Here is a 5,065-nt window from a genome sequence, read left to right as displayed (position 1 = left end):
CCACCCCAACCACCTGACCCGGACGTCCCCCGCGACGCCTGCGCAAGCGCCCGAACGAGCGGCCGACAGCCGAACGGGCATCCGGATCGGACAGTTGAACGGGCGGTCGGATCAGGCGCCGAACGGGCGGCGCGGCTCGGGTTGGTCTTAGGCGGCCGAGCGGTTGGGGGCGGTCGTCTCGGACAGGACACGGCGGAGCACGTCCGGCTTGTTGGTGATGACGCCGTCCACGCCGAGCTGGACGGCCTTCCTCATGTCGCCGCTGTCGTCGACCGTCCAGGTGAGCACATCCATGCGGGACGCGTGCACCTGCTTCACGTAGGACGCGGTCAGGTCGCGGTACGTCGGGTTGATCTGGTCGGCGTAGGAGGCCAGCGCGGGCAGGTCCTCGACCTTCGGCGTGCCGAGCAGCCCGATCGGGACGTTGGGCAGCACCGAGTGGAAGCGGCGCATCGACTCCCAGTCGAACGACTGGACGGCGAGACGGCGCTCCGCCGGGTCGGGCTTCAGCCAGGACGGCGAATTCTTCAGGGCCGTGGCGACGCGCTTCTCGATGCCCGGATAGAGGTTCGGGCTCTTGATCTCCACCAGGAGCCCGAGGCCGCGGCCGCGCATGACGCTCAGCGTCTGGTCCAGCGTGGGGACGCGTTCACCCTTGTACTTCCTCCCGAACCAGGATCCCGCGTCCAGCTTCCGGATCTCGGCGAGGGTGAAGTCGGAGACCTTCCAGGGGCTGCGGCCGGGGTACAGCGCCTCCACGTTCGTCGTCCGGGCGAGCGTGGTGTCGTGCATGATCACGAGCTTGTGGTCCTTGGACTCCTGGACGTCGAGCTCGAACACGTCCGCACGCTGCGACACGGCCAGCTTGAACGCCGCGAGCGTGTTCTCCGGCGCGTAGGCGGACGCGCCACGGTGCGCGACATTCGTGACATCGGCGGCATACGCGGCGGCACCGTGCGCGGTGCCCGCACGCGGATGGGGTTCCGGGGCGCCGGACCGCGAGGACGAGCCCGGACCGGTGTCCGCGGCGGCGGGCAACACCGGAGCGATGATCGCGGTCGAAGCGGTGACGGCGATGAGCGCGAGACGATTCCGTCGGTGCATCTTCACCTCTCGGGAGCGTTTCAGGAACCTTCAGGAACCTTCGGAAACCCGTCGGCCACGGAGCCTGCGAAACCCCGGGCCTGCAGACCGTCAACACCTCGGGCCTTGAGGTCTGGGAGCGTCGGGGAGCCGGGGCCATTTCGCTCCCAACCCTCGGATCGTCCGGTGACACCGGAGTTACGGGGCGGTAGCAGACCGTGTACGGACGGGAACGATACGCATCGTCGCGCATCCGGCACGGTGCGGACACGGCTTTTGGATCAGAAATGGACGGCGCCGTCCGGGCCCGATTCCGGCTCGTCGGGCTTGCCGTCCGTCCCCACGCCCCTGGCCGCCTTCGACAGGATCAGCGCCCCGACCAGGAGCTTCCGGCTCCGCCGCAGCGGACGAGGAAAGCGGACACGGCGGATGAAAGCCCTGCCCGCCGGCGCCCCTGTCCCCATCAGTCCGTCCAGCGCGGACGCTCCGTCCACCCCGGACGGCCCCAACAGCGAATCCGGCGACGCGGGCGCCCGAGGCGCGCCCAGCCGGGTCGGACGGCTCCGGCCGCGCAGCGTCACCGACCGTCCGAGGTCCCATTCGTCCGCCTCGGCGAGGTGCGCCAGTTCCAGGACGGTCGCCGACGCGAGCACCCGTCCGCGCGTCCCCTTCGCCAGGTCGCTGAGCCGGGCCGCCTCGTTCACCGGATCGCCGATCACCGTGTACTCGAACCGCTCCTCAGCGCCGATGTACCCGGCGACGACCGGGCCCGCGGACACGCCGATCCCCGCGTCCAGCAGCGGCACCTCGGCGCGCAGCCGCCGCGCCAGCTCCCGGGCGGCGCCGAGCGCCCCGCCCGCCGAGTCCTCCAGCTGCGTCGGCGCCCCGAAGATCGCGAGCGCCGCGTCCCCCTCGAACTTGTTGATCCAGCCGCCGTGCGCCGCCACCACCGTCACCACGACGCCGAAGAACCGGTTCAGGAGCGTGACGACCTCGTCCGGGCTCCGCGTGTCCGCAAGCCTCGTGGAGCCGGTGAGATCGACGAACAGCACGGCCACGTCGCGGGTCTCGCCGCCGAGCGTGATGTCGCCGTGCTCCAGGGCCAGGTCGGCGACCTCCTCCCCCACGTGGCGTCCGAACAGGTCGCGCAGCCGTTCATGCTCGCGGAGCCCGGCCACCATGTGGTTGAAACCGGCCTGCAACTGCCCGACCTCGCTCGCGTCGTACACGTCGACCCCAGCGTCGAGGTCGCCGCGCTCCACCTGCGCCATGCCCTTGCGGACGGCCCTGATCGGATCGGCGATCGCCTGTGTCGCCATATAGGTGACATAGACGCCGGCGACGAGCGAGGCGCCGCCGAGGCCGAGGATCGTGACGGCGAGCTGGGTGACGTTGATGTCCGGCGCGGCCAGCGCGGCGACGGCGACGCAGATCAGCCCGAACACCGGGATCGCCGTGCCCAGCGCCCACGCGAGCATCACCCGGGTCGTCACCCCCGGCAGCCGGATCTTCCGGGGCCGCTCGGCCGCCAGCACGAGCGCCGCCGCCGGACGCAGCAGCCGCTCCGACAACAGGTACACGATCGTGCAGGTCGTGGCCGCGCCCAGCAGGCACGTCAGGCCGGTCTTGACCGCCAGCCGTCCGGTGAACAACACAAGATCGAGCACCGCCCAGCCCAGCGCCCCGATCACCCACAGCGCACCGATGAGCAGCGTCAACCGCAACGGACCAAGGAGCACCGCGCGCCGTTGTTGCCGATCGGGCGTCCCCCCGTCCCGGACGAGCGACACAACAGGCCGCCACAGCCACAACCCCAGAAACAACGCCACCGGCACCGCGACCACCGGATAGCTGAAGAACGCCACCGCGTTCACCATGTGGGCGTGGTCGCGATCGTCCAGCGGCGGGTCCGGCACCACGAACGTCGCGAACAGCAGCACCACCATCGATCCGACCACGTTGGCGACGCCGACCACCACGAGCAGGACCCAGCGCACACGGATCTCGAGCATGCTCGTCACGTGCGCCTCCGGAGGGATGGAACCGCCCAGGGGGATCATCCCACGACCTGAAACGGCCCGGTGGCCCGGCACCACTCACCGCCGGACCACCGGGCCCTCGCTCAGGCGCTCGTGCTCTCCGTCTCCACGGCGACCTTCACACCGGTGGCGTCCTGCGAGGCGCGCCGCACGAACGGCCACCCGACCACGACCAGCGCGGCCCACGCCGCCATCACGTACAGCGCGATCCGGGTGTCGGCCTCCCAAGCGATCGTCACCGTCACGAACGCGAAGAACGCCAGCACCGCCCAGCTGCTGTACGGCGCCCACGGCATCCGGTAGGACGACTTCGCCAGCGCACCGGCGTTCGCCTTCCGCCGGTAGATCATGTGCGAGACGAGGATGACCGTCCACACCGCGAGCGCCCCGCCGGTCGACACCGACGTGATGTACTCGAACGCCTTCTCCGGCACCACCGCGTTGATCACGACCCCGATGCCCATCACCAGCGCCGAGATCACCACGGTCAGAACAGGGACTCCCCGTCCGTTCAAGCGCGACAGGAGCCTCGGCCCGTCACCGTTCACGCCGGCCGTCCGCAGCATCCGGGACGTCGAGTACAGCCCGCCCGCGTTGCAGGACGACAGCGCCGCCGTCAGCACCACGAAGTTCACGATGTCCCCGCCGCCCGGAATGCCGATCTTGTCGAACGCCAGCACGAACGGGCTCGCGCCGCCCTTGAACGCCGTCCACGGGACCACCGCGAGGATGACCAGCAGCGACCCGAGGTAGAACAGCGCGAACCGCAGCGGAAGCGCGTTGATCGCCCGCGGGATGTTCCGCTCCGGATCCTTCGCCTCGCTCGCCGTCACACCCACCAGCTCGACGCCCAGATACGCGAACATCACCATCTGCAACGTCATGATCGTCGCGCTGTACCCCGCGGGAAAGACACCCCCGTGATCCCACAGGTTCCCGACCGCCGCCGTCTCCCCGGCGTCACTGAACCCGAAGATCAGCACCCCGAGCCCCACCATGATCATCATCACGATCGCCGCGACCTTGATCATGGCGAACCAGAACTCCAGCTCGCCGAACAGCTTCACCGAGATCAGGTTCACCACGAACAGGATCAGCAGCGCCACCAGCGCCGTCTGCCACTGCTCGACCTCGGGCCACCACTTCTGGATGTAGGTGCCGGCCGCGGTCAGCTCCGCCATGCCGGTCGTGACCCAGATGATCCAGTACGTCCAGGTCGTGGCGTAACCCCAGAACGGACCGAGGAACTCCCGGGCATACCCGGCGAACCCTCCCTCCGTCCGCCGGTACGTCAGCAGCTCACCGAGCGCCCGCATGACGAAGAACAACGCCAGCCCGGCGAAGGCGTACGTCAGGATCAGACTCGGCCCGGCCTTGGCGATGTTCTCCCCGGCCCCGAGGAACAGCCCGGTACCGATCGTCCCGCCGATCGCCAGCATCTGGATCTGGCGCGTCCCCAACCCTCGCTGATAACTCTCCGCGCCCTGGTCTGGGAGCTTTGCGACCACGCGGCCTCCCTCGCATCTAGGGCCCGCCCCTCTCGGAGCGGCGCCACCCTCCGGTCACGCACCGCTGCGCAACCCGGACAGACTAGGAGCCCCGGGCGCATAACACGAAACACAACTGACAAACCGGTATCGCCCCGGTATCTCTCCGTGACGACCTTCCCCTCCAACCCCGCCGTTAACGAGTTGGCGACCACCTCGGGCATCGCGTATGCTCTCGGACGTCGCCAAGCGTCAAGCACCCTCCGGTGCCGCTAGGCTCGGAGCAGCAAGGTCCTGTGGAGCAGCTAGGAGTGCTCGCCACCCTGTCAAGGTGGAGGCCGCGGGTTCAAATCCCGTCAGGACCGCCCAGACGTGCACCAGCACGTCCCGGGCAGGTAGCTCAGTCGGTACGAGCGTCCGCCTGAAAAGCGGAAGGTCGGCGGTTCGACCCCGCCC

3 protein-coding genes and 2 tRNA genes are annotated in these 5,065 nt (G+C 69.5%); 2 read left to right on the top strand and 3 right to left on the bottom strand.

The genetic code is table 11. From position 1 onward, the window contains the following. Window positions 1-147: 147 nt before the first annotated feature. The 3 genes from ETD83_RS39245 to ETD83_RS39235 form a co-directional block, all read right to left on the bottom strand. Window positions 148-1,104, bottom strand: a complete 957-nt coding sequence (locus tag ETD83_RS39245; protein ID WP_138650280.1) for a glycerophosphodiester phosphodiesterase — start codon at window positions 1,102-1,104, stop codon at window positions 148-150. A 260-nt stretch (window positions 1,105-1,364) separates the two neighbouring features. Beyond that, window positions 1,365-3,095: an adenylate/guanylate cyclase domain-containing protein gene (locus ETD83_RS39240; RefSeq protein ID WP_230421492.1), complete on the bottom strand. Its 1,731-nt coding sequence runs from the start codon at window positions 3,093-3,095 to the stop codon at window positions 1,365-1,367. A gap of 110 nt (window positions 3,096-3,205) precedes the next feature. Then, a complete protein-coding gene (locus ETD83_RS39235; protein WP_138650277.1) occupies window positions 3,206-4,630 on the bottom strand; it encodes an amino acid permease in 1,425 nt (474 codons plus the stop codon). A 269-nt stretch (window positions 4,631-4,899) separates the two neighbouring features. On the opposite strand from ETD83_RS39235, the gene ETD83_RS39230 reads away from it, so the two are divergent. Then, a tRNA-Asp gene (locus ETD83_RS39230) sits at window positions 4,900-4,974 on the top strand. 32 nt (window positions 4,975-5,006) lie between these two features. Next, a tRNA-Phe gene (locus ETD83_RS39225) sits at window positions 5,007-5,065 on the top strand.

This window comes from Actinomadura soli (genome assembly GCF_005889715.1).
GTDB lineage: Bacteria > Actinomycetota > Actinomycetes > Streptosporangiales > Streptosporangiaceae > Spirillospora > Spirillospora soli.
This window is presented reverse-complemented; position numbering and strand designations above follow the sequence as displayed.